Origin of the sequence: Exiguobacterium sp. s40 (assembly GCF_018617905.1) — a bacterium.
Lineage (GTDB): Bacteria > Bacillota > Bacilli > Exiguobacteriales > Exiguobacteriaceae > Exiguobacterium > Exiguobacterium mexicanum_A.
The window spans coordinates 111,284-133,771 of record NZ_JACSLC010000004.1 but is presented as its reverse complement, the minus strand read 5'-3'; the positions used below and the strand labels follow the sequence as shown (position 1 = coordinate 133,771).

Genomic DNA, 22,488 nt, shown 5'->3' with positions numbered 1-22,488 from the left:
TGTATATACCTTATTTGGAAAATCTACTATTACATTGAAACAAATCTGTAACAGTGTTGAAAGATATTTTTTTAAAAACAGGTAAATGCTATCTTCTTTTTTTGTCGAATATATGACTAATTCTGAAAATAATTACTTTTGCACTAAAAAAAGTCACCCCCGACGTATCGGAAGCGACTTTATAAGCCGAAAGTCCTGATTCAATAGACTTTCCTATAATTCATATACTGAATTGTCTTTATTTCAATTCGATTTCAATTTTTGCAATTCGAACAAGAAGTTGTCATTTAGTATCTTAATATACGTTCCTTTCATACCAAGCGAACGTGATTCGATGACGCCTGCGCTTTCCAATTTGCGGAGCGCATTGACGATGACCGAACGTGTGATTCCCACTCTATCGGCAATTTTGGAAGCAACTAACAGCCCTTCGTTTCCACCGAGCTCCTCGAAGATATGTTCGATCGCTTCGAGCTCTGAATAAGAGAGCGAGTTGATCGCCATTTGAACGACCGCCTTCTTACGGGCCGACGCCTCGGCTTCAGCCGCTTTCTCACGCAGAATCTCCATTCCGACGACCGTCGCGCTATATTCTGCCAAGACGAGGTCGTCTTCCGTGAACTCATTGTTGAGACGACCGAGTACGAGTGTCCCGAGACGTTCGCCGCCTCCGATGATTGGGACGATCGTCGTCATCGAGTCGAGGAACAGTTCACGGTTCTCGACCGGGAAGGCTGTATATTCACTGTCGATGCCGATGTTTTCTGTCGTCTCCTTCACGTTGAACAAGTTCGAGGCATAAGGCTCCGGGAATTGGCGGTCGACTAAAAACGCCTTCATCCGTTCGTTCTCGATCTGTTGTTTGATCGCGAAACCGAGCAAGCGGCCGCGACGGCTCACGATGAACGTATTCGCTTCGAGTACTTCGCGCATTTTGTCCGCCATTTCTTTAAAATCAACGTGTGCGCTTGCCTCTTGTTGAAGCATCGTGTTCAATTGGCGTGTTTTGTCTAGTAAGTTCATAATTCTTATTTTCCTCCCTGTATGTGCATACAGAATCTTATAGTATAAATTGGCTCAAGTCTCGATCTTCCGCGATCGATCCGACTTTTTCTTTCACATAAGCCGGTGTGATTTGAACGTGTGTCTGCGGCATATCGGCCGCCTCGAACGACAAGTCCTCAAGCACGCGCTCCATGATCGTGTATAAGCGGCGGGCACCGATGTCGTCCGTCTCTCGGTTGACGTGCGTGGCGATACGAGCAATCTCTTCGATGGCCGAATGCGTGAACTCGACACTGATCTCCTCAGACTCGAGAAGAGCGGTGTACTGCTTGATGAGTGCCTGGGACGGCTCGGTCAAGATCTTGACGAAGTCTTCTTCGGTCAAGCTGCCCAATTCGACGCGAATCGGGAACCGACCTTGAAGTTCAGGAATCAAATCGGACGGTTTGGCCATATGGAATGCGCCGGCGGCGATAAACAGCACGTGGTCCGTCTTGACCGGGCCATACTTCGTCACGACGGTCGACCCTTCGACGATTGGGAGAATGTCACGTTGGACCCCTTCCCGTGAGACACCGACGTGATCTTGCGACTTCGTCGCAATCTTGTCGATCTCATCGACGAAGATGATCCCCATCTGTTCACTGCGGCGGACGGCCTCGTCATGAACCTCGTTCATGTCGAGCAAGTTCTCCGCTTCTTCAGCGATGATGAGCGGTCGTGCTTCACGGACTGGCAGTTTGCGCTTTTTCCGTTTTTTCGGCACGATTTGACCGAGCATGTCTTGGAGATTCGATAACCCTTCCATGCCTTGTCCTTGGAACAAGTCGACGGTCTGTTTTTCTTCGAGGTTGACCTCAATCAACCGTTCTTCGAGCTCACCGAGTTCAAGCAAGCGGCGCAGTTGCGCGCGATCGGACGACTGTGTGCTCGTCGGTTCCTCGGTCTTTTGACCTTGACCCCCGAACAGCGCCTCAAACGGATTGGATGCGGTCGGCTCGACCTTGGCTTTCCCTTGCAGGGCGTCGAGGATGCGTTCGATCGCTGCGACCTCGGCTTGTTCTTTCACGCCCTCTTTCTTCTCTTCCTTCACGAGACGGACCGAATCTTCGACGAGGTCTCGGACCATCGACTCGACGTCACGGCCGACATAACCGACTTCCGTGAACTTCGTCGCTTCGACTTTGACGAACGGTGCGCCGACGAGTTTGGCTAACCGTCGCGCAATCTCCGTTTTCCCGACACCGGTCGGTCCGATCATCAAGATATTCTTCGGTGTCACTTCATCGCGCAAGTCGGCGCTCAGTTTTTGACGCCGATAGCGATTGCGGAGCGCAATCGCGACCGCGCGCTTCGCATCTTTCTGTCCGATGACGAAGCGGTCTAACTCCGCTACGATTTGGCGGGGTGTCAGTTCACGTTTCATTCAGAATCGCCTCCGATCGTTTCTACGATGACTTGGTCGTTCGTGTAGACGCACAGCTCCCCGGCAATCTCGAGAGCGGCACGGGCTATGTCTTCTGCTGTTTTCTCCGGCGAATGCCGCACGAGGGCACGTCCGGCGGCGAGGGCGTAGTTCCCGCCCGAACCGATGGCCAAGATGCCGTCGTCCGGTTCAATCACTTCCCCGTTCCCAGACACGAGCAATAAGTGATCGCTGTCCATGACGATCAACAACGCCTCAAGTTGGCGGAGCATCTTATCCCCACGCCACTCTTTGGCCAGCTCGACGGCCGCACGCGGCAAGTTTCCGTTGTACATCTCAAGCTTCGATTCAAACTTTTCGAAAAGGGTGAACGCGTCGGCGACGCTGCCGGCGAATCCGGCGACGACTTTGCCGCCATAAAGACGTCGTACTTTTTTGGCCTTATTTTTCATGATGACGGCGTTCCCGAACGTGACTTGTCCGTCTCCGCTCATCGCGCCGTGTCCGTTATGGTGGACCGCGAAAATCGTGGTTGCATGAAACATCTGATGACCTCCTACTTTCTCGGATGTGTAGCTTGATAGACCGCTCGCAGACGCTCGGTCGAGACGTGGGTATAACGTCCGGTCGTGGAGAGCGACTCGTGTCCGAGCAGTTCCTGGACGGCGCGAAGGTCCGCCCCGCGCTCGAGCAGGTCCGTCGCAAAACTGTGACGGAGTGAGTGTGGCGTCAACGGCTTGTGAAGGCCTCCCAGCTTCCGGAGTCGCTTCATAACGTAGCGAATTTGGTCCGTTGTCACCCGATTCCCTTTTTGACTGAGAAATAATGCCGTTTCCTGAGTCGTCGCGCACGTTTGCCGCATGTCTAAGTAACGGTCGAGCGCCTCGATGGCGAACTGCCCGATTGGGATGTAACGTTCTTTCTTCCCTTTTCCGACGACATGGACGAACGCGAGGCCCGCATCGTAGGACGACACGTCCATGCCGCACAACTCGGCGACACGCATGCCTGTCCCGTACAACATCTCGACGATCGCGACATCACGTGCCCGTAGGAATGGGTCGTCTTGCCCTTCGGCTGCCTTCAAAAGCTGTTCGACCTCGCTCGGCACGGCGAACGTTGGTAGCGACTTTCGCCGTTTCGGTGACGTCAAACCATGAAACAACGGTTCACCGCCCGTTTCACGTGCCACAAATTTCCCGAATTGTTTGAGACACGATACTTTTTGGGCGACCGTCGTCGTGGCGGTGTCTGCCTCATAAAGAGCATATAAATAACGCCGCGCCGACTGCACATCATAAGGATCTTGATGTGTCGATTGGCAATAAACGGCGTACTGGTCGAGCGTCTGCTCGTAAGAGCGTTTTGTATGAGGAGACAGTCGGCGTTCGACTTGGCAATAGCGCAAAAACGATTGTTGATCGTCAACGAATCTCATCCTCTCGCCTCCTCGTTTTCAGCTTAAAAACGCATGTTCCCGTCAAATCGAAATTAGCATAGCATACACAGTCAGAGGTGACAATAGATACCTCTTCAATAATCTGAAAATTTTCAAAGTGTTGTACAAATTACACAATTGAAATTTAGATTCATCAAAAAGGAGCCAAAAAATGGCTCCTTTCCCTTAAATCTCTTTATACTGTTGAATCGTTTCGAGGGCACGGTTCGCGTAGCGCTCGTAACGTTCTTGTTTCTTCATCTTCTTCGGAGCGTCTTCAAGCGACGGCACGAGACCGAAGTTCGCGTTCATCGGTTGGAAGTGTTTCCCGTCCGTTGTCGTGATGTAGTGCGCCATCGAACCGAGCATCGTCTCACGCGGGAGGACGACGAGCTCTTCCCCAGCGATCAGCTTCGCCGCGTTGATCCCGGCGAGGAGACCAGAGGCCGCCGACTCGACATACCCTTCGACACCGGTCATCTGGCCGGCAAAGAACAACGTGTCGCGTGTGCGGGCCTGATACGTCGGTTTCAAGAGGCTCGGTGAGTTGATGAACGTGTTCCGGTGCATGACACCGTAACGCACGATCTCGGCGTTCTCAAGACCTGGAATCAATTGAATGATTCGTTTCTGTTCGCCCCATTTCAGGTGCGTCTGGAAACCGACCAAGTTGAAGAGCGTCCCGGCCGAGTTATCTTGCCGCAATTGCACGACCGCATGCGGACGTTTGCCCGTCTTCGGATCTTCGAGGCCGACCGGCTTCATCGGTCCGAACAAGAGCGTCTTCTTGCCGCGTTGGGCGAGTACTTCAAACGGCATGCAGCCTTCGAAGTAAATCTCTTTCTCGAACTCTTTGAGCGGGACGACTTCGGCTTTAACGAGTTCGTCATAGAACAAGTCGAACTCCTCTTCCGTCATCGGACAGTTGAGGTAGGCCGCTTCGCCCTTATCGTAACGTGACTTCAAGTAAACCTTGTCCCGGTCGATCGTCTCGCCGTCCAGGATTGGAGCGGCTGCGTCGTAGAAGTACAAATAGTCTTCACCAGTGAACGCTTTGAGCGAAGCCGAAAGGTCAGGCGATGTGAGCGGCCCGGTCGCCATGATGACGATCCCGTCCGGAATCGCCGTGATCTCTTCGTTGTGCACGGTCACGTTCGGATGGTTTTTCAACGTGTCGGTCACGAATCCTGCGAAGTCGTGACGGTCGACGGCGAGAGCGCCGCCGGCCGGTACGCTCGCCGTATCCGCCGCTTTCAAGATGAGCGAGTCGAGCGTACGCATCTCTTCCTTCAAGACACCGACCGCATTTTGGAGCCCGTTCGCCCGGAGCGAGTTCGAGCAGACCAATTCCGCGAATTGGTCCGTATGGTGTGCCGGCGTCTTTCGCACCGGTCTCATTTCATACAAATCGACTTGAATCCCGCGCTTCGCGAGTTGCCAAGCCGCCTCGGAGCCGGCGAGGCCCGCTCCGATCACAGTTACACGTTGCTGCAAAGTTAATCCTCCTCTAACTGATGTACCTCGGCATGGGTACAGTTCGTACATTGATATTTCACGCCGTCTTTGATTTTTTTCTCGACCATCATCTTACCACATTCCGGACACGGTTTCGCGACCGGTTTGTCCCATGAGACGAACTCACAGTCTGGATAGTTCGAGCAACCGTAGAATAGACGACCTTTTTTACTGCGTCGTTCGACGACTTGTCCGTCTTTGCAGCTCGGACATGGGACGCCGATCTCGACTTGTACCGGTTTCGTGTTCGTACAGTTCGGGAAGTTCGAGCACGCCATAAATTTACCGTAGCGGCCCATTTTGATGACCATCGGCGCACCGCATACTTCACAGTCGATGCCAGCCGGTTCATCTTTCACTTCGATCTTCTCGATCTCGGCCTCGGCCCGTTTCAAGCGTTTCTCGAAACTGCGATAGATCGGGGCAACGACGTCGGTCCATTGGACTTCCTCGTTCTCAATCGAGTCGAGGAGGGTCTCCATGTCGGCCGTGAACTGTACGGTGATGAAATCGTTGAAATACTCGTCAATCATCTCGATGACAAGTTCACCGAGCTCCGTCGGGACGAACTTCTTCTCTTCAAGGACGACGTAGCCACGTTTTTGAATCGTGTCGAGCGTCGGTGCATATGTCGACGGACGACCGATCCCGAGCTCTTCCATCGCCCGGACGAGCCGTGCCTCGCTATAACGCGGCGGCGGTTGGGTGAAGTGCTGTTTCGGCTCGATCGTGTCGAACTTGACGAGGTCGTCGACTTCGAGCGGTGGGAGCAACCCTTCTTTTTCTGGATTCGTATCTTCGATATCATCATCTTTCGATTCGATATACACTTTCATGAAACCTGGGAATTTGACCGTCGACCCGTTGGCACGGAAAATCATGCCGTTCGATTCGACGTCGATTTTTACCGTGTCGAGGATGGCCGGCGCCATTTGGCTCGCCACGAGACGTTCCCAAATCAACTTGTACAGTCGGAGCTGGTCGCGTGACAGGTATGCTTTGACCGAGGCCGGGTCACGTAACGCCGACGTCGGACGAATCGCTTCGTGGGCATCCTGGGCGTTTGCCGCCTTCTTCTCTTTTTGTTTCTGCAATGCGACGTACTCTTCTCCGAATGTGGATTCGATATACGATTTCGCTTCTTCTTTCGCTAAATCTGAGATCCGTGTCGAATCGGTACGCATATACGTGATCAAACCGACGGTACCTTCTTTCTTACCGAGGTCGATCCCTTCGTAAAGTTGTTGCGCGAGCATCATCGTTTTCTTGGCACGGAAGTTGAGCTTACGGGCCGCATCCTGTTGGAGCGAACTTGTCGTAAACGGGAGCGAGGCGTTCCGCTTCCGCTCTTTCTTCGTGACATCGATGACTTTGAACGAGTCGTCGATCGCGTTGAGCACCGCGTCGGCGTCTGCCTCGCTCTTGAGCTCCAGTTTCTTCCCGTCTTTCCCATAAAACGAAGTCTCGAACAATTCGCCTTCATGGTTGAGCATGAGTTTGATCGTCCAATACTCTTCTGGGTCGAAGGCGTTGATCTCCCGCTCCCGGTCGATGATCATTTTGACGGCCACTGATTGGACGCGTCCGGCCGATAAGCCTTTTTTGACTTTCTTCCATAATAATGGGCTCATCCCGTATCCGACGAGACGATCCAAAATTCGCCGCGCTTGTTGGGCGTCGACGAGATCGTGATTGATTTTACGTGGGTGCTTGAATGACTCCTTGATCGCATCTTTCGTGATCTCGTTAAAGACGACCCGACATTCTGTCGTTTCGTCGACACCGAGGGCACGCGCTAGATGCCAGGCGATCGCTTCCCCTTCGCGATCCGGGTCAGCCGCGAGAAAGATTTTCGTCGCTTTTTTGGCTGCCGTCTTCAATTCTTTCAAAACTGGGCCTTTTCCACGAATCGTAATGTACTTCGGTTCAAAGTCATGTTCCACGTCGACACCGAGTTGACTTTTCGGTAAATCGATGACGTGACCCATTGACGCTTTGACCGTGTAATTCGATCCTAAATAACGTTTAATTGTCTTTGCTTTCGCCGGTGATTCGACGATCACCAAATATTTTGCCATACATCTGCTCCCCTTTTAGAGGTCGTTTTAAATCCCTATCATAATATTCATGTTGTCGCTCGTTTGTCAACGTCCAATCCTTGAACGCATTAGAATTTGGTCGGAAGTCGTCAATGGAATCGCCCCGTCCTCAATCAATCGATTCGGACCTGCCGCGAGCGGATCAAGCGGGCTTCCAGGTACCGCAAACACCGTCTTTCCTTGCTCGAGCGCATGTCCGACCGTATTCATCGTCCCGCTCTTCTGACGGGCCTGAATGACGACGAGCTGATCGCCGAGTCCGCTGACGAGACGATTACGTTCTAAAAATTGAAATTTTTTGACAGGTGTTTCCGGTGGGTATTCGGTGAGGAGTAACCCGTGTCTCGAAATTCGTTCGAACAGTGGCGCATGCGCTTGAGGATACATGTGTGAAAAGCCCGCTCCGAGGACAGCGATCGTCGGACGGTTATGCTGGAGTGCCAACTCATGGACGAGACCATCGATGCCGAGCGCACCGCCCGATACCGAGACAGTTTCTTCTATTAAAGGGTAGAAATGCTCGACGAGACGATGGCTGATGCGATTCAATTCACGGCTTCCGACCAAAGCGGTCGTTTGTTGTTGTAGTACCTCTAAATCGCCTCGGTAAAACAAACAATACGGAGGGTTCGGAATGTCGAGCAGCGCGCGCGGGAACGCGTCGTCTTCCCACGTCAAAAAACGGTCGTACGTGACCGTTGAACGAAGCGCCCGTTTTGCTTTGTTCCAGACGTTCGGATGGAAGGGACGAGTGCTCGAACCCGGATGCGATAAGTAATGATGGACGAACTCGACCGGCAGCCGTTCAGCCGCGAATCGAGCGATTGTTTGATTCATCACAATCACCTCTAAAAAAATGAGGGATGGCGCGCATCCCTCATTTCCGAATGGTTTACGTGGTCGGTTGACCCGTCACGCAAGCTTCATACAATCCTTCTTGCTTCAACACCCGGATGAGCGTCTCTCCGATGACGGCAGGCGTCTCGGCGACTTCGATCCCGTTGGCGTTCAACGTCTTGATTTTCTCGGCGGCCGTTCCTTTTCCGCCTGAGATGATGGCGCCCGCATGGCCCATCCGTTTCCCTTCAGGAGCGGTTTGACCACCGATGAAGCCGATGACTGGCTTCGTCATGTTCGCCTTCACCCATTCGGCGGCTTCTTCTTCGGCCGTTCCACCGATTTCACCGATCATGATGACCGCTTTCGTGTCCTCATCTTCGTTGAACGCTTGGAGCGTATCGATGAAGTTCGTCCCGTTGACCGGGTCGCCACCGATTCCGACCGCTGTCGATTGTCCAATCCCGGCCGTCGTCAACTGATGGACCGCCTCGTACGTGAGCGTCCCTGAACGCGAGACGATACCGACATGGCCTTTCGTATGGATATAGCCTGGCATGATGCCAAGTTTTGCTTCCCCTGGCGTGATGATTCCCGGGCAGTTTGGTCCGATGAGACGGGCCGGTTTGTCCTCGAGGTAACGTTTCACTTGAATCATGTCGATGACCGGGATGCCTTCTGTGATACAGATGATCAGTTCAATCCCGCTATCGGCCGCTTCCATGATTGAATCGGCTGCGAAGGCCGGTGGTACGTAGATGATCGATGCGTTCGCGCCCGTTGCTTCGACGGCCTCTGACACCGTGTTGAAGACTGGTACGCCGTCAAGTACGGTCGTGCCACCTTTTCCAGGTGTCACGCCTCCGACCAATTTTGTGTTATAAGCCAGCATCTGTTCGCCGTGGAACAGACCTTGTTTCCCCGTGATCCCTTGAATGATCACTTTTGTATCTTGATTCGCCCAAATACTCATGTCGTTTCCCCCTTATCGAACGAGTGCCGCGATTTTTTCTGCACCGTCAGCCATCGAGCTCGCCGAAGTGATCGCAAGTCCAGATTCATCGAGAATGCGTCGTCCCGCATCCACGTTCGTGCCTTCTAAACGGACGACGAGTGGTAAATCGAGACCGATTTCTTTCGTCGCCGCGACGATACCTTCAGCGATGATGTCACACTTCATGATGCCACCGAAGATGTTGACGAAAATGCCTTTGACTTGGTCGTCTGACAAAATCAATTTGAACGCTTCCGTTACTTTTTCTTTCGTCGCACCGCCGCCTACATCGAGGAAGTTAGCGGGTTCGGCGCCGTAGTGCTTGATGATATCCATCGTCGCCATAGCGAGACCGGCTCCGTTGACGAGGCAACCAATATTTCCATCGAGCGCGATATAGCTGAGGTCGTGTTTCGACGCCTCGACTTCACGCGGGTCTTCTTCCGTCGTGTCACGAAGATCGACGATATCTGTATGACGATAGAGCGCGTTGCTGTCGAAGTTGAGCTTCGCATCGAGGGCGATGACGTTTCCGTCTTTCGTCGTGACGAGCGGGTTGATCTCTGCGATCGTGCAATCCGTCTCGACATACACTTTGTACAGTTTCATGACCATGTCACTGAACTTGTTGACGAGCTTGGTCGGCACTTCCATCTTGAAGGCAAGACGGCGCGCTTGGAACGGACGGAGTCCGACGACCGGGTCGACGACTTCTTTATGAATTTTTTCTGGCGTATGTTCAGCGACTTCTTCGATGTCCATACCGCCTTCTGATGAACCCATGATGACAATTCGGCCGATCGAACGGTCAAGCACAAGTCCTAAGTAGAATTCTTGATCAATCGCAGATCCTTCTTCGATGTAAAGGCGTTGCACGACTTTTCCTTCAGGTCCAGTCTGGTGCGTGACGAGCGTCTTGCCGAGAATCTCTGACGCATACTGTTTGACTTCCTCATCCGTCTTCGCAAGTTTGACACCGCCGGCTTTCCCGCGGCCCCCTGCGTGGATCTGGGCTTTGACAACTTTTAGTTCACCGTCTAGCTTGGCAGCGGCTGTAACTGCTTCTTCAACACTAAACGCCGGATAGCCCGTAGGTACGGCCACTCCGAACGCACGAAGCAATTCTTTCGCCTGATACTCATGGATATTCATTTCGTTTCCCCCTTAGTCCCCTTTAATATCGGCACGTCTATTGTAACGAAAAACTGAAAGCGCTGTCTATCGTTCTTGCTTTAAGTTTTCATCTTTTTTTCATATCTACCCCTAGACATCTTCGATTTTTCCTTGTTCCATCTGATAAAGAAACACGAAAAGCTCGGCGATGACCTGATAAAGGTCGTCCGGGATATGCTCCTCAATCTGTAAAGCGGACAATAGTGACAATAGCGCCGGGTCCTCATGGATCGGGACCCCGTTCTCCTGCGCGAGCGCGAGCATGCGCTCGGCGACGAGTCCGCCCCCTTTGGCGACGACACGCGGGGAATCCATCGATTGCTCGTAGGACAAGGCGATCGCTTGCTTACGGTCCGTCATATGCGTTGGTCCACCTTTCCGAGCGGGGCGAACGTGTCTGGCACGGATTCCCGCTTTTCTTCGAACGAGAAGCGTGACAGTTCATAGCCGCTCGCTTCAAGCGCCTTGCTGAGCGACGGCTCATAAGCGTTGACGAACGGGCTCAAATTGTGCCGTTCATTGAACACTTTGATCGAGACGTGTCGCTTTTGGACGAGCAGATCGATACCCGTCTCTCCAAACTTCGGTGTCTCCAAAAATAGGACGATGCGTGCGTGGTCGGCGTCAATCATCTCGCCCTTCGGCGCCTCGAGGCGGAAGCGGACTTGTTCAAACGGTCCTAATTGCGGTATGTGAAATGCTTGGGCGACGTATGGCGGCGTCTGAAGGGCATTGAACGTCTCCTGAGCCCGGACGAACTGCTCGAACTTCGGGTCCCCTTTCGCTTTGAACAATTCGACGATGAGTTGCTTCACATCCGACCCGGCTCCGCTCTCGAGCAGTTGACGCCCTTGCGCCTGAAGTGATTCAGGCGTGTCGAGCGGCTGACGGGCGAGCCGACCGAGTTCCGAACTTAAAAGGGCGAGCGGGGACCGTGCGGCTTGCGCAAGGGCTTCTGCTTGTTGCGGCACGACTTTCAAGACGAGTTTCGGTTCGAGCTCGGTGACGACCATCTTGTACGTGACATTCTCTTTGACGTCAGCGTTCACCCCGACCCGGAACAAGCCTTGCGGCAGTTGCATGACCGCCTCGCCTCCCGGCAGCAGCTGGAGCACCCGACCGACGACCGTATTGCCGATGAGCAATTGCCGCGAATTCTGTTCCGTGACCTTGAACGGCATGACGCCTTGATGATCGATCCGCATGATGACCCCTCCTACATATGTTTAATCGGCGCGAACGATTTTCGGTGGATTGGCGTGATCCCATGTTCCGCTAGTCCGGCCAAGTGCGCTTTCGTCCCGTAACCGGCGTTCTGTTCGAAACCGTAGCCGGGATAGAGGACGGCGTAGTCTTCCATCATGTTGTCACGGACGACTTTGGCGACGACGCTCGCCGCCGCGATCGATACGCTCCGGGCGTCGCCTTTGATGAGCGATTGTTGCGGGACGTCGAGCTCGAGCGTCATCGCGTCAATCAAGAGCGCATCGACTTCACCGAGTTGCCGGACCGCCTCCATCATCGCGAGTTTCGTCGCCTCGTAAATGTTGACGCGGTCAATCACGTCGGCGTCGACGATGCCGACGCCGACCATGGCCTCGTCCATGAGGGCCCGATACGCGACTTCACGTGCTGATGGCGACATCAGTTTCGAGTCGTTCAAGCCCGGATGATAAAATCCTTCCGGCAAGATGACGGCCGCGGCGACGACCGGACCGGCGAGCGGTCCTCGACCGACCTCATCGACGCCACAGATGCGGACATAACCGTTTGCCTTCAACTCGTCCTCGAACACGCTCCGGGCCGCATAATCGTCCTGGCGCTCACGTTCGACCTTGAACTGGCGCTCACGCTGCCTGAGCAACGTCTGGACGCCTGCGCGCGGGTCATCCTTCAGTTCGGCCCGGACTGCTTCCCACTCTTCATATCGGACCGTCTGTAGCCGTTGTTTAATCGCTTGAATCGTCATGCTGTTCCTCCTATTCAAAAAAGCCCTGTTTGCACAGGACTTCACGCCATGTCATGGTCGGCCGGTGTCTCAAGAGAGACCCGTCCGATTTTCTCATGACGTAGTTCGTTCAATAGTAATTCGCTCGCCTTCTCGAAATCGACGTAGCCGCCGCTGACGAGTCCACGTTTCTTCCCGATCACTTCGAGCAGTTCGACGGCGTCTTCCGGCAGTTGATCGATTTTGAATCGCTCTTTCACCTGTTCCGGATAGCGGGCCGATAGCTCACGGGCCGCATAGAGCGCGATATCATCAAGGTTCAAAATATCGTCCTTGATGGCACCGGTCGCCGCCAAGCGATAACCGACCATCTGGTCCTCGAACTTCGGCCATAGAATCCCCGGCGTATCGAGCAATTCCATCTCGCCGCCTTTCATCTTGATCCATTGCTGACGCTTCGTGACACCCGGACGGTCGCCAGTGACAGCGATATTGCGTCCAGCGAGGCGGTTGATGAGCGTCGATTTCCCGACGTTCGGGATGCCGATGATGAGGGCGCGGATCGGACCGGGATTCCGGCCTTTCTCACGCATGCGGTCATGCTTCTCTTGCATGAGCTTCTCGGCACCCGACATGAGTTGCTTCAAGCCTTTGCTATGTTTCGCGTCGACGGCGACGACCTCGACGTCGTCACGCTTCAAGGCGCGGAGCCAGGCGTCGGTGACGACGGGATCGGCCATATCGGATTTATTCAAGACGATGAGACGCGGTTTGCCTTCTGTGATCTCATCGACCATCGGGTTACGGCTCGATTGTGGGACGCGTGCATCGACGAGTTCGATGACGACATCGATGAGCTTTAACTTTTCTGTTACTTGTCTTCGTGCCTTGGCCATGTGGCCAGGGAACCATTGAATTGCCAAAAAAACACCACCTTATTCTTGTACGGTCCCGAAATCGCCGAGCGGCCAGAACACGAAGTTCGTTTTGCCGACGACGTCCTCTTTCGGGACAAAGCCGATTTCACGGCTGTCTTTCGAGTTTTGTCGATTGTCACCCATCACGAAGTACGAACCTTCCGGGACGACCGTTTCGCCCGTCACTTGTTCGAGCGTGAAGTTTTCGGTAAGAGGAAAGCCGTTCATCTGGGCCTGGAAATCCTCTAAATACGGTTCTTCGACCGCTTCGCCGTTCAAGTAAAGCGTATCGTCCCGATATTCGAGCGTGTCGCCAGGAATGGCGATGACGCGTTTGATATAGTCTTTTGATTCCGTCGCGTGGAAGACGATAATATCGCCCCGATCGAGCTCACCGACGTAGTTCGAAATTTTGCTGACGATCATGCGATCGGCATTTTGGAGCGTCGGCATCATTGACTCTCCCTCGACGATGACAGGTACAAAGATGAACGTCCGGATCACGAACGCGATGACGAGCGCCACGACGATCGCCTTAAGCCAACTGAACACTTCTTTCAACTTGCCTCACTCCTCTGTCCGTTTGAACTTATTGTACTAGAAAAAAAGAAGCTTGTCGCAAGCGACAAGCTTAATCCCCATCTTAACGACGGATTTCTTTAATACGTGCTGCTTTACCGCGAAGGTTGCGGAGGTAGTAGAGTTTCGCACGACGGACTTTACCGTAACGAACGACTTCGATTTGCGCGACACGCGGTGAGTGAAGCGGGAATGCACGCTCAACACCTACGCCGTAAGAAATCTTACGGACTGTGAATGTTTCGCTGATGCCGCCACCTTTACGCTTAATGACAACGCCTTCGAAGATCTGGATACGCTCACGCGTTCCCTCTACGACTTTAACGTGGACACGTACTGTGTCACCAGGACGGAAAGCAGGTACGTCCGATTTGAATTGTTCTTCTGTGATTTCACGGAACAGTTTTTGTGTGTTCATGAATTGTTCTCCTTTTTCTTCAATGTTCATATCTTCATCTGCCCAAGCATCCAACAGCGGAACATCGGTAATCGGTGGGGGTTAACCCACATGCTCAAACATAGCATAATTTGGTCAATCGCGCAACGATTCAATGAATTTTTTATCCGCCTTCGACAGGTCGATTTGCTCGAGCAGTTCCGGCCGCCGTCGATACGTGCGTTCAAGTGACCGTTCACGACGCCACGTCTCGATGTTGGCATGATTGCCCGACAAGAGGACGTCCGGTACCTTGAGACCCCGGAAGTCGGCTGGACGCGTATAGTGCGGATATTCGAGGAGTCCCGTCGAAAACGAGTCGTCCTCGTGGCTCGCCTGGTCGCCGAGCACTTCCGGGATGAGGCGCACCGTGGCATCGATCATGACCATCGCCGCGAGCTCACCGCCGGTCATGACGAAATCGCCGATTGACACTTCGTCCGTCGCAAGCTCGTCATGGATCCGTTGGTCGAACCCTTCATAATGACCGCACAAAAAGATGAGGTGTTCCTCGGACGCCCACTCTTCTGCCATTCGTTGGTCAAAACGGCGTCCGGTCGGTGTCGTGACGATGACACGGGGTCGCGTCTTCGCGATCGCGTCAAAGGCGTCAAAAATCGGTTGCGGGGTGAGTAGCATGCCCGCCCCGCCCCCGTACGGATAATCGTCGACTTTGTGGTGCTTGTTCGTCGAGAAGTCACGGAAGTTCGTGAACGCCATCTCGACGTGACCGAGCGTGCGCGCCCGTCCGACGATCGAATGATCGAGCGGGGCGAACATCTCAGGGAATAAGGTTAAGACATCAATCTTCATCGTCGATCATTCCCGGAATCGGGGTGATGACGACACGTTTCGCCTCGACATCGATGTCGCTCACGACCGATTCGATGTACGGGATGAGCGCATCCGACTTGCCAGGACGTTTGATGACCCAGACGTCGTTCGCGCCGGTCTCGAAGATGTCATCGACGACTCCGATGACCTCACCATCGACGACAGCTTCACAGCCGATAATCTCATGGTAATAAAACTCATGTTCCGGCAACTCGTGGACGTGCTCGACGTGGACATACAGCTTCATCCCTTTATATTTCTCGACGAGATTGATGTTCTCGAGCCCTTTGAACGTGACGAGATGGAACTGCTTGTGTGGACGATACGTCGTCACTTCGAACGGCACTTTCTTGCCGTCGATGTCTAAATAGAGCGTCTCGCCCTTCTTGAAGCGCTCCGCCGGAAAATCGGTCGCGGCGAGCAACTTCAATTCTCCTTTTAAGCCATGGGTGTTGGCGATCTTACCTACGTATAACCATTCCATTGTTATGCCTCCTCACAAAAATGGGCCGACCTCATAAAAGGTCGGCCACATCCTTACTTCGCGTTTTTCGCGTTGTGGAATTTCTCCATGATCCCTGCTTTAGAGAACAAGTTACGTACTGTGTCAGATGGCTTCGCGCCGTCTGCCAACCATTTGAGAGCGAGTTCTTCGTTGATGCGAACTTCTGCCTCTGGTTTTGCAACCGGGTTGTAGTGACCGAGTTGCTCGATGAAGCGGCCATCACGTGGTGAACGTGAATCAGCTACAACGATCCGGTAGAAAGGTGATTTGTTTGCGCCCATGCGCTTGAGACGAATTTTAACTGCCATGGTAATATACCTCCATCATGTGTTTAAGAATTGACAACTTTAATAGTATACTGCTTTTTTGTCCGACTGACAAAAGTTTTCTTAGAAGAATGGAAGGCCGAGACCTTTTTTCTTCCCTTTCATTTGTCCTGACATCTGCTTCATGAGCTTCTTCATGTCATCGAACTGTTTGATGAGACGGTTCACTTCCTGGATGGAGCGACCGCTCCCTTTTGCGATCCGCTTACGACGACTCGCGTTGAGCACTTCAGGATTGGAGCGCTCATGCTTCGTCATCGAGCGAATGATCGCCTCGACATGATCAAGTTGCTTCTCGTCGATTTGGACGTTCTTCAACCCTTTCATCTTACCTGCACCAGGTAACATCGAGAGCAATTCATCAATCGGGCCCATGTTTTTCACTTGACCCAATTGCTCGATAAAATCATCGAACGTGAACGATGCGTCGCGAATTTTGCTTTCAAGCTCTTTCGCGGCATCTTGGTCCATCTGTGACTCGGCTTTTTCAATGAGCGTGAGCACGTCACCCATTCCAAGAATCCGTGACGCCATGCGTTCCGGGTGGAAAGGTTCGAGGGCATCCAACTTTTCACCGAGACCGACGAACTTAATCGGCGCTCCCGTGACTGCCTTGATTGAAAGGGCTGCCCCACCACGTGTGTCACCGTCGAGCTTCGTGAGCACGACGCCGGTGATTCCGAGTTTCTCATTGAAGCTATCGGCCACGTTGACCGCATCTTGACCCGTCATCGCATCGACGACGAGGAAGATTTCATTTGGTTTGGCAATCGTCTTCACGTTTTCGAGCTCGCCCATGAGCGTCTCGTCAATATGAAGTCGACCGGCCGTATCGATCAACACGAAATCGTGATGATTGGTTTTGGCGTACTCGAGCGCTTTTGTGACGATTTCTTCCGGCTTCACTTGGTCGCCAAGTGAGAACACCGGTAAATCGAGCTGCTTGCCGAGTGTCTCGAGCTGTTTGATGGCCGCAGGCCGATAAATATCTGCCGCGACGAGAAGTGGACTCCGGTTATGCTTTTTGCGAATCAAATTCGCGAGCTTACCGGTCGTCGTCGTTTTCCCCGCACCTTGTAACCCGACCATCATGACGACTGTCGGTGGTTTTGGGTTAAATGTGATTGGGACGACGTCGCTTCCCATCAAGTTCGTTAGCTCTTCATGAACGATTTTGACAACTTGTTGGCCAGGTGTCAACGATTTCATGACGTCTTGGCCGATGGCCCGCTCTTTCACGTCGTTGACGAACTGTTTGACCACTTTGAAGTTGACATCGGCTTCAAGGAGAGCGAGACGAACTTCTCTCATCATCTCTTTGACATCTGCTTCGGAAATTTTACCTTTCCCCCGCATTTTCGCCAGTGTCGATTGCAACCGTTCGGATAATCCTTCAAATGCCATGCTTCAGCCCCCTACTCTAAATTCTCAAGCGCCGAAATCGTTTCCGTCAAATCGGGCGAGTGCTCGACTTGACGTTTGAGCGTTTGAAGCAGTTGTTGCCGCTGTTCGAATTTCTCGAACAAGGCCAACTTCTCCTCATACTGCTCAAGCATCGCTTCGGTACGCTTTATGTTATCGTAGACCGCTTGACGGCTGACTTCAAACTCTTCCGCAATCTCTCCGAGCGAGTAGTCATCTAGGTAATAAAGAGACATGTAGTTGCGCTGTTTCGGTGTGAGAAGCGCTTGATAAAAATCGAACAGATAGTTCATTCGATTCGTCTTTTCGAGCGACATGACCTCCACCTCCACATGTTAAGTGAAATCCCTTTACAACTACCAATAGTACAGCCGTCCCCACCTCTTGTCAAGTTTTTTTCTTAACAGTGAAAGTTAGGCGAGGTCATCGTTTGTCTGTTGTTTTTCTTCGAAGATGTCCCCGAATAATCCGTACACGAACTGTTCCGGGTCGAACGCCTGTAAATCATCAACTTTCTCACCGAGACCGACATATTTGACCGGGATATCGAGCTCGTTTCGAATCGCGAGCACGATCCCCCCTTTAGCCGTCCCGTCGAGCTTCGTGAGGACGATCCCGCTCACGTTCGTCGCTTCTTTGAACGCTTTCGCTTGAACCATCGCGTTTTGTCCCGTTGTGGCATCTAACGCGAGCAATACCTCGTGCGGCCCGTTCGGTACTTCACGTTCGATGACGCGCTTCACTTTCTCGAGCTCTTTCATCAAGTTGACCTTGTTTTGCAAACGTCCGGCCGTGTCACAGATCAAGACGTCGACGCCGCGTGATTTCGCTGCCTGCACAGCGTCGAACACGACCGCGGCCGGGTCCGACCCTTCGGCTTGACGGATGACCGGGACTCCGACCCGTTCACCCCAGACTTGGAGCTGATCGATGGCACCGGCCCGGAACGTGTCGCCTGCCGCGAGCATGACCGAACGTCCTTCCGACTTCAATTGATGGGCGAGTTTGCCGATCGTCGTCGTTTTGCCGACACCATTGACGCCGACGAACAAGATGACCGTCAATCCGTCCTGCATGTTCAACTCACGATCCGCCTCGTCTTCTTGGAGACGGTTCGCCACGACTTCGACGAGGGCGTCACGGACAGCGACCGGGTCTTTCAAATTGCGACGTTTCACTTCCTCTTTCAAATCTTCGACGAGGTCCATCGTCGTCGTCACGCCGACATCCGCCTGGATGAGCAAATCCTCGAGTTCATCGAAGAAATCCTCATCGACTTCGCGGAACCGATAGACGAGGTCGTTGACGGCACTGGCAAATCCGTCTCGTGTCTTCGTCAATCCGTCGGTAAACTTTTGCGACACCTCTTGTGTCGAGGTCGTCAATTTATCTTTTAACTTCTTAAAAAAACTCAACTTAATTCCTCCATCTCTTGTTCCGTCTCGACGACGCGCTTCGCTTCGGATAGTTCGACCGAAAGCACCTCGGAGACACCGTTTTGTTGCATCGTCACGCCGTAGAGCGTGTCCGCCGCCTCCATCGTCCCTTTACGGTGGGTGATGATGACGAATTGTGTATCGATTGAGAGCGTCCGGATATATTCCCCGAACCGATGGACGTTCGCCTCGTCGAGAGCCGCCTCGACTTCATCGAGCACACAGAACGGGACGGGTCTCGTTTTCAGGATGGCGAACAGAAGCGCGATCGCCGTCAAGGCCCGCTCTCCGCCGGATAACAGACTGAGCGTCTGCAACTTCTTCCCGGGCGGTTTGGCGACGATCTCGATGCCCGTGTTGAGCAGGTCGGACTCGTCGACGAGTTTCAAATCGGCCTCCCCCCCGCCGAACAACTCGTTGAACGTCTGTTTAAAGTGACCACGAACGAGCGTGTACGTCTCTTTGAACAAGCGCGTCACTTCACGGTCCATCTCGGTGATGATGTCGTATAAATCCTCTTTGGCGCTGACGAGGTCGTCCCGTTGCTCGGACAAGAACATGAAGCGTTCATTGACGAGGTCGAACTCCTCGATCGCGTTCAAGTTGACCGGTCCGATTTCTTCGATTTGACGAACGAGCAGTTTGAACTCTTCTTTCGCCTCATCGAGCGGAATCGTGAGGGTCGGAAGCAAATCGAGGACGAGCCCTCGTTCCTCGAGCGCGTCGAGTTTCCACTTCCGCTTCAACTCGAGCTCGTTCGCCTCGGTCTCGAGCTTGCGGACATCCGCCTCGACCCGACGACGCACGTCCGACGCCTGCTGTTCACGCTGTCTGAGGATGCGATACGACTCTTCTTCAGCGTGGAGCTGTTTCGTATGCAACGCCATCCGCTCTTTCAATCCGTCCATCTGTTTGACCGCCTCGACGTGCTCGTGCTCGAGCTCGGCAGACGAGACGACCCGGCCGCTTGCCACATGTTCGAGCTCACGCTCGATCTGTACGAGACGGGAGGTCTGTTTAGCGACCTCGGCCTCGAGCCGCTCGACTTCTGCGCGGACGCGGTCGAGGTCGAGCATATTGCGTTGACGATCGAGTTCATTTTGACGAATGGCTGCCTGAAGTTGCCCCGTCGTCTCGGCGCCTTTGGCTTGCTCGCCGCGGAGCGCCTCGAGTTCGGTCCGAATCGAGGCTTGCAATGCATCAGTCGCCTCGAGTTCTTCGGCGAGCCTTGTCAACTCATTCGTGGCGGATGCGATCGTTTGGGCGTAACGCGCCATCTCATGGTCGAACAGTTCGAGTTGCGCTTTGGCGTCTTGCGACACCCGTTCCAAGTTTCTAAACGCCTGTTCCGTCGACCGGAGCGTCTCTTCGGCCTCGCGCTTCTTGAGCCTGAGCGTCTGGAGCGACGCACGCAGTCGGGACATCTCATCGGTGTACGTCGACACCCGCAACTGTTGCTCGTGAAGCATGGCCAACCCTTGCGTCAATCCTTGCTTCAAATCATCGAGTTCACGGGACTGGGTGAACAAGGCGACACCTTGCTTCCGGCTACCCCCGGTCATCGAACCGCCAACGTTGACGATATCCCCTTCGAGCGTGACGATGCGATAGCGATACCCCGTCGTCTTGGCGATCCGGTTGGCCACCTCGAGGGAATTGGCCACGATCACGGCGCCGAGGAGCGACCGTTTCAATTTCTCGTAGGCCGGGTCCGTCTCGACGAGGTCGGCGGCGATGCCGACGAATCCGTCGACTGATTCGAGACGGTGTGCGACTTCACTCGGGACGTAACGTTCCTTCACGCTCGTCATCGGTACGAACGTGGCTCGTCCGGCACTTGCTTTCCGTAATCGTTCAATCTCTCGGCGTCCGACCTCTTCCGTCTCGACGACGATATGTTGTTGCGTCTGACCGAGCGCCGTCTCGATGGCGGCCTCATAGGACGGGAGAACGCGAATCAATTCTGCGACGGCACCGAGCACGCCCGGTCCCCGTTCTTTCAAGACAAATTTGACCGCATGGAAATAGCCTTCGTACGACTGTTTCATCCGTTCGAGCAACTCGATCCGGTCCTCGGTCTTCTGACGCCGGCGGTCAAGGTCGTGGTACGATTGCTCGGCCCGCGACAATTTGTCTCGAAGCGTCGCTTCCCGTTCGGTCAAATCAACTTCTTCCGCCATGAGCGTCTCCCACGTGTCCCGAGCCTCGTCGAGACGAGCTTGTTCGGCCTCGAGTGATGCCGTCTGTTCGGTCCGCACGTCAAGGCGATCCTTGTTTTCACGAAGCAGACGAGCTTTCGCTTCTTCCGCTTGTTCGATATCGCGCCGTTCCCGCTTCTGTTGGTTGCTCAGTGTGGCCCGTGTCGTCGCCAACTCGAACGCCTCGCCTTGAAGCTGTTCGATTTCTGCGTTAAAGTCACGCGTCGCCGCCGTCAATTGTGCGTCAAGTTCGGCCCGTGCCGCTTCCACGGTATGTAACGCCTCAGCTTTTGACGCCATATCCGCGTTTGCCACGTTCAACTTCTGCGTCAACTGTTCGGTCTCTTCGGCCAATTCGACCCGTTGGCGCTCGAGGCGTTCTTTCGTCTCCGCCCCGTGCTCTTCACGGGCTTTCGCGAGCTTGATCTCACCTGTCAACCGTTCCAGCTCGGTCGCTTGAGACCGTTCTTCTTGATGGAGCGTGTCGAGCGTTTCTCGATCTTTGGCGAGTGCCGCCTCAAGCGTCGTCCGCTCTTCTGAAATCGCGGTCAACGCGCCGTCTTGCTCGGCGAGATTCGTCTCGGCCGTCCGCAGTTGCTCGGACACACGAGCGATGCCCGTACCAAGTTCTGTGATCTCGGCGCCGAGAATACCCGTCTCGAGCTCATCGTGGCGCGCTTTGGCGACTTGATACTCGCGTGCGAGCGCGGCCTGCTCTCGGAGCGGCTCGACCCGATCGGCGAGTTCATACAAAATGTCATCGACCCGAGACAAGTTCAACTCGGTGTCTTGGAGCTTCCGTTCGGCTTGTTTTTTACGCTGCCGGTACTTCAACACCCCGGCCGCTTCTTCGATGACAGCCCGACGATCTTCCGGTTTCCCGGAGATGACTTGCTCGACCCGTCCTTGCCCGATGATGGCGAACGCATCGCGTGATAGGCCCGTATCCATGAACAGGTCGATCACATCTTTAAGCCGGCACGGCTTCTTGTTCATGAAGTAGTCGCTGTCGCCGCTCCGTGTGACACGGCGCGTCACACTGACTTCTTCATACGGCAACCGCAAATGGGCGTCCGTGTTGTCTAGGACGAGCGTCACTTCGGCGACGTTGCGATGGTTCTCACCTTCACTGCCGGCAAAGATGACGTCTTCCATTTTCGCTCCGCGGAGCGATTTGGCCGACTGCTCACCGAGTACCCAGCGAACAGCGTCCGATATATTTGATTTTCCGCTCCCGTTCGGCCCAACCACGGCTGTGACGCCGGGACGAAAATCCAGTTCAATCCGCTTGGCAAACGATTTAAAGCCAGCGAGTTCGATTCGTTTTAAGTGCATCGTGACCATCCTATCCTCAGTAAGCATTCATTTGTTTATTTTACCACAGTTGCCAGTTCGTCAAA

At 53.8% G+C, this 22,488-nt stretch carries 22 protein-coding genes; all 22 read right to left on the bottom strand.

Going from position 1 to position 22,488, the window contains the following annotated elements; all coding sequences use genetic code 11:
* Nucleotides 1-243 precede the first annotated feature (243 nt).
* A complete protein-coding gene (gene codY / locus KNP02_RS05275; protein WP_016508279.1) occupies nucleotides 244-1,023 on the bottom strand; it encodes a GTP-sensing pleiotropic transcriptional regulator CodY in 780 nt (259 codons plus the stop codon).
* 37 nt (nucleotides 1,024-1,060) lie between these two features.
* The gene (gene hslU / locus KNP02_RS05270) at nucleotides 1,061-2,431 is read right to left on the bottom strand and encodes an ATP-dependent protease ATPase subunit HslU (protein WP_214707453.1); all 1,371 of its coding nucleotides are present in this window, start codon (nucleotides 2,429-2,431) and stop codon (nucleotides 1,061-1,063) included.
* The gene (gene hslV, locus KNP02_RS05265) at nucleotides 2,428-2,976 is read right to left on the bottom strand and encodes an ATP-dependent protease subunit HslV (protein ID WP_034777181.1); all 549 of its coding nucleotides are present in this window, start codon (nucleotides 2,974-2,976) and stop codon (nucleotides 2,428-2,430) included. The genes hslU and hslV overlap by 4 nt, the downstream gene beginning before the upstream one ends.
* A gap of 11 nt (nucleotides 2,977-2,987) precedes the next feature.
* Nucleotides 2,988-3,869, bottom strand: coding sequence for a tyrosine-type recombinase/integrase (locus KNP02_RS05260; protein WP_052090099.1), 882 nt, complete (start codon nucleotides 3,867-3,869; stop codon nucleotides 2,988-2,990).
* 186 nt (nucleotides 3,870-4,055) lie between these two features.
* Nucleotides 4,056-5,414, bottom strand: a complete 1,359-nt coding sequence (gene trmFO, locus KNP02_RS05255; protein ID WP_052090098.1) for an FADH(2)-oxidizing methylenetetrahydrofolate--tRNA-(uracil(54)-C(5))-methyltransferase TrmFO — start codon at nucleotides 5,412-5,414, stop codon at nucleotides 4,056-4,058.
* Entirely contained in the window at nucleotides 5,366-7,462 is a 2,097-nt protein-coding gene (gene topA, locus KNP02_RS05250) for a type I DNA topoisomerase (protein ID WP_034777177.1), read from the bottom strand. Before topA ends, trmFO begins: the two co-directional genes overlap by 49 nt.
* 66 nt (nucleotides 7,463-7,528) lie before the next feature.
* On the bottom strand, nucleotides 7,529-8,320 hold the full coding sequence (gene dprA, locus KNP02_RS05245; protein ID WP_214707451.1) for a DNA-processing protein DprA: 792 nt from the start codon (nucleotides 8,318-8,320) through the stop codon (nucleotides 7,529-7,531).
* Between the two features lie 55 nt (nucleotides 8,321-8,375).
* Nucleotides 8,376-9,293: a succinate--CoA ligase subunit alpha gene (gene sucD / locus KNP02_RS05240; RefSeq protein WP_034777173.1), complete on the bottom strand. Its 918-nt coding sequence runs from the start codon at nucleotides 9,291-9,293 to the stop codon at nucleotides 8,376-8,378.
* A 12-nt stretch (nucleotides 9,294-9,305) separates the two neighbouring features.
* Nucleotides 9,306-10,466: an ADP-forming succinate--CoA ligase subunit beta gene (gene sucC, locus KNP02_RS05235; RefSeq protein WP_034777171.1), complete on the bottom strand. Its 1,161-nt coding sequence runs from the start codon at nucleotides 10,464-10,466 to the stop codon at nucleotides 9,306-9,308.
* Nucleotides 10,467-10,577: 111 nt separating this feature from the next.
* Nucleotides 10,578-10,847 carry an EscU/YscU/HrcU family type III secretion system export apparatus switch protein gene (locus tag KNP02_RS05230; RefSeq protein WP_034777170.1) on the bottom strand — a complete coding sequence of 90 codons (270 nt, stop codon included), beginning with the start codon at nucleotides 10,845-10,847 and terminating at the stop codon, nucleotides 10,578-10,580.
* A complete protein-coding gene (locus KNP02_RS05225; protein ID WP_214707449.1) occupies nucleotides 10,844-11,692 on the bottom strand; it encodes a hypothetical protein in 849 nt (282 codons plus the stop codon). Before KNP02_RS05225 ends, KNP02_RS05230 begins: the two co-directional genes overlap by 4 nt.
* An 11-nt stretch (nucleotides 11,693-11,703) precedes the next feature.
* Nucleotides 11,704-12,456, bottom strand: coding sequence for a ribonuclease HII (locus KNP02_RS05220; RefSeq protein ID WP_214707447.1), 753 nt, complete (start codon nucleotides 12,454-12,456; stop codon nucleotides 11,704-11,706).
* Nucleotides 12,457-12,497: 41 nt separating this feature from the next.
* Nucleotides 12,498-13,358 carry a ribosome biogenesis GTPase YlqF gene (ylqF, locus tag KNP02_RS05215; RefSeq protein WP_214707445.1) on the bottom strand — a complete coding sequence of 287 codons (861 nt, stop codon included), beginning with the start codon at nucleotides 13,356-13,358 and terminating at the stop codon, nucleotides 12,498-12,500.
* A 12-nt stretch (nucleotides 13,359-13,370) separates the two neighbouring features.
* Nucleotides 13,371-13,913: a signal peptidase I gene (gene lepB, locus KNP02_RS05210; RefSeq protein ID WP_034777162.1), complete on the bottom strand. Its 543-nt coding sequence runs from the start codon at nucleotides 13,911-13,913 to the stop codon at nucleotides 13,371-13,373.
* 82 nt (nucleotides 13,914-13,995) lie between these two features.
* Entirely contained in the window at nucleotides 13,996-14,349 is a 354-nt protein-coding gene (gene rplS / locus KNP02_RS05205; RefSeq protein WP_015881369.1) for a 50S ribosomal protein L19, read from the bottom strand.
* Nucleotides 14,350-14,463: 114 nt separating this feature from the next.
* Complete coding sequence (gene trmD / locus KNP02_RS05200) at nucleotides 14,464-15,180, bottom strand: tRNA (guanosine(37)-N1)-methyltransferase TrmD (protein WP_214707443.1); 717 nt, start codon at nucleotides 15,178-15,180, stop codon at nucleotides 14,464-14,466.
* Nucleotides 15,170-15,685 carry a ribosome maturation factor RimM gene (rimM, locus tag KNP02_RS05195; RefSeq protein ID WP_034777158.1) on the bottom strand — a complete coding sequence of 172 codons (516 nt, stop codon included), beginning with the start codon at nucleotides 15,683-15,685 and terminating at the stop codon, nucleotides 15,170-15,172. The genes trmD and rimM overlap by 11 nt, the downstream gene beginning before the upstream one ends.
* 53 nt (nucleotides 15,686-15,738) lie before the next feature.
* Nucleotides 15,739-16,014, bottom strand: a complete 276-nt coding sequence (rpsP, locus tag KNP02_RS05190; RefSeq protein ID WP_021067098.1) for a 30S ribosomal protein S16 — start codon at nucleotides 16,012-16,014, stop codon at nucleotides 15,739-15,741.
* Nucleotides 16,015-16,095: 81 nt separating this feature from the next.
* A complete protein-coding gene (ffh, locus tag KNP02_RS05185) occupies nucleotides 16,096-17,436 on the bottom strand; it encodes a signal recognition particle protein (RefSeq protein ID WP_034777156.1) in 1,341 nt (446 codons plus the stop codon).
* Between the two features lie 11 nt (nucleotides 17,437-17,447).
* Nucleotides 17,448-17,771, bottom strand: coding sequence for a putative DNA-binding protein (locus KNP02_RS05180; protein ID WP_034777154.1), 324 nt, complete (start codon nucleotides 17,769-17,771; stop codon nucleotides 17,448-17,450).
* Between the two features lie 96 nt (nucleotides 17,772-17,867).
* The gene (gene ftsY, locus KNP02_RS05175; protein WP_034777152.1) at nucleotides 17,868-18,869 is read right to left on the bottom strand and encodes a signal recognition particle-docking protein FtsY; all 1,002 of its coding nucleotides are present in this window, start codon (nucleotides 18,867-18,869) and stop codon (nucleotides 17,868-17,870) included.
* Nucleotides 18,866-22,423 carry a chromosome segregation protein SMC gene (smc, locus tag KNP02_RS05170; protein ID WP_214707441.1) on the bottom strand — a complete coding sequence of 1,186 codons (3,558 nt, stop codon included), beginning with the start codon at nucleotides 22,421-22,423 and terminating at the stop codon, nucleotides 18,866-18,868. Before smc ends, ftsY begins: the two co-directional genes overlap by 4 nt.
* Nucleotides 22,424-22,488: the final 65 nt, after the last annotated feature.

Coding starts and splice junctions, on each gene's coding strand:
- KNP02_RS05225 (WP_214707449.1), bottom strand. CDS start 11,692: ATGCGGATCGATCATCAAGGCGTCATGCCGTTCAAGGTCACGGAACAG.
- KNP02_RS05260 (WP_052090099.1), bottom strand. CDS start 3,869: ATGAGATTCGTTGACGATCAACAATCGTTTTTGCGCTATTGCCAAGTC.
- trmFO (WP_052090098.1), bottom strand. CDS start 5,414: ATGTACGAACTGTACCCATGCCGAGGTACATCAGTTAGAGGAGGATTA.
- rpsP (WP_021067098.1), bottom strand. CDS start 16,014: ATGGCAGTTAAAATTCGTCTCAAGCGCATGGGCGCAAACAAATCACCT.
- hslV (WP_034777181.1), bottom strand. CDS start 2,976: ATGTTTCATGCAACCACGATTTTCGCGGTCCACCATAACGGACACGGC.
- sucC (WP_034777171.1), bottom strand. CDS start 10,466: ATGAATATCCATGAGTATCAGGCGAAAGAATTGCTTCGTGCGTTCGGA.
- KNP02_RS05220 (WP_214707447.1), bottom strand. CDS start 12,456: ATGACGATTCAAGCGATTAAACAACGGCTACAGACGGTCCGATATGAA.
- KNP02_RS05180 (WP_034777154.1), bottom strand. CDS start 17,771: ATGTCGCTCGAAAAGACGAATCGAATGAACTATCTGTTCGATTTTTAT.
- topA (WP_034777177.1), bottom strand. CDS start 7,462: ATGGCAAAATATTTGGTGATCGTCGAATCACCGGCGAAAGCAAAGACA.
- rplS (WP_015881369.1), bottom strand. CDS start 14,349: ATGAACACACAAAAACTGTTCCGTGAAATCACAGAAGAACAATTCAAA.
- codY (WP_016508279.1), bottom strand. CDS start 1,023: ATGAACTTACTAGACAAAACACGCCAATTGAACACGATGCTTCAACAA.
- trmD (WP_214707443.1), bottom strand. CDS start 15,180: ATGAAGATTGATGTCTTAACCTTATTCCCTGAGATGTTCGCCCCGCTC.
- ffh (WP_034777156.1), bottom strand. CDS start 17,436: ATGGCATTTGAAGGATTATCCGAACGGTTGCAATCGACACTGGCGAAA.
- smc (WP_214707441.1), bottom strand. CDS start 22,423: ATGCACTTAAAACGAATCGAACTCGCTGGCTTTAAATCGTTTGCCAAG.
- dprA (WP_214707451.1), bottom strand. CDS start 8,320: ATGAATCAAACAATCGCTCGATTCGCGGCTGAACGGCTGCCGGTCGAG.
- sucD (WP_034777173.1), bottom strand. CDS start 9,293: ATGAGTATTTGGGCGAATCAAGATACAAAAGTGATCATTCAAGGGATC.
- KNP02_RS05230 (WP_034777170.1), bottom strand. CDS start 10,847: ATGACGGACCGTAAGCAAGCGATCGCCTTGTCCTACGAGCAATCGATG.
- hslU (WP_214707453.1), bottom strand. CDS start 2,431: ATGAAACGTGAACTGACACCCCGCCAAATCGTAGCGGAGTTAGACCGC.
- rimM (WP_034777158.1), bottom strand. CDS start 15,685: ATGGAATGGTTATACGTAGGTAAGATCGCCAACACCCATGGCTTAAAA.